Origin of the sequence: Paenibacillus daejeonensis DSM 15491 (assembly GCF_000378385.1) — a bacterium.
Taxonomy (GTDB): Bacteria; Bacillota; Bacilli; order Paenibacillales; family Paenibacillaceae; genus Paenibacillus_D; species Paenibacillus_D daejeonensis.
The window spans coordinates 1-1,172 of the sequence record NZ_KB899694.1 but is presented as its reverse complement, the minus strand read 5'-3'; the positions used below and the strand labels follow the sequence as shown (position 1 = coordinate 1,172).

Sequence of the window (1,172 nt, the reverse complement as noted above, 5' to 3'; positions counted from 1 at the left end):
CCTTTCTTGGTGGTTTCGTCACTCCCGAGAATACCCTTCTTTTTTATGCTTTGGATAGACTCCAAATCATGGTACACAAACTACTGTATATCATCTTAAATTGCAGTCTGTACCGACAAAAGTACACTTAATTTCACTGCATTACCCTAATTACTTCCATTTCCGAACTAATTAGTTGTACTTTTGTCCTTAAGGGCACACTACTGACGAATATGGTGGATAATAGATGCACTTTTGTCGTTGTGGCCAGCTTGTGCAGTGGGGGAGTGTGATGGTGGTGGCGATGGTGATGGTGGTGGTGGTGATGCTGTGTGATACTAACGGATGCTGGATTTGGTTGGATTCCAAACGTATCTCTCCCCTCTTCCCCCTCCAATCCATGCGCTAAGTGCAAAAATACAACTATTTCAAACTAATCGGCTATATTCCCTTCTCCTAGTTGCAAAAATATACTTAGCGGCTCCATAACCTCCTAATAGTTACCAACTCGAGACAAATTAACTGTACTTTTGCACTTAAGGATGGATCGCTCTGTTTTGCAGGCAATGTTAATTGTATTTACGCACTTAGGGATAGGATGTCGTTTCGAGTATGGCGGATGTAGTGGGCGTGGTGAGAGTGGTGGGTGTGGTGGGTGTGGTGATCCAAAGAAGAGTAGACCGTGGGTTTGTCTGGCAGGTGTATCAGAGGGAAAGTAGCTAGTGGGTGGTGAGCCTGATGTAGCGGTCGTAAAGTTAGACAGTGGGTCATGGGGCAGATATCCGAGGCAGAGTGAACAGTTGGCGGTGAGTAAGGTTTATCGAGGCAGAGTAGATAGTAAGTAGTCAGTCTGGTGTAGTGGGGACGGAATAAGCAGCACCAATCAGCCCCGATTATGCATGTAGTAGCTACGTTGGTAGGCTCGGGAAAGGAGTACAAAGAAAGGTTAGTTGAGGGGATCTGGAGCGACCTGCAGCTTCAGGGCGAGTTGACTGGGGTGCAGCGGGGGTGGAAGTAACGTGGTTTCATGGATGGTATCGCACGCCCGCAACCCCAATTGCAGCAACAAAAAACCCACAATCATCAGATCGTGGGTTTATCGTGCTTGGCGACGTCCTACTCTTCCAGGACCCTGCGGTCCAAGTACCATCGGCGCTGAAGGGCTTAACGGTCGTGTTCGGGATGGGAACGCG

The 1,172-nt window shown here is 48.0% G+C and carries 1 protein-coding gene and 1 rRNA gene; one reads left to right on the top strand and one right to left on the bottom strand.

All coding sequences use genetic code 11. The features are described from left to right. The first annotated feature begins 874 nt into the window (after positions 1–874). On the top strand, positions 875–997 hold the full coding sequence (locus F556_RS39155) for a hypothetical protein (RefSeq protein WP_281167931.1): 123 nt from the start codon (positions 875–877) through the stop codon (positions 995–997). Positions 998–1,082: 85 nt separating this feature from the next. On the opposite strand, the gene rrf is transcribed toward F556_RS39155, so the two are convergent. Next, a 5S ribosomal RNA gene (rrf, locus tag F556_RS36855) occupies positions 1,083–1,172 on the bottom strand; the annotation flags it as partial.

What these genes read in the sequence shown, in the direction of transcription:
- F556_RS39155 (WP_281167931.1), top strand. Translation starts at nt 875, where the DNA reads ATGCATGTAGTAGCTACGTTGGTAGGCTCGGGAAAGGAGTACAAAGAA.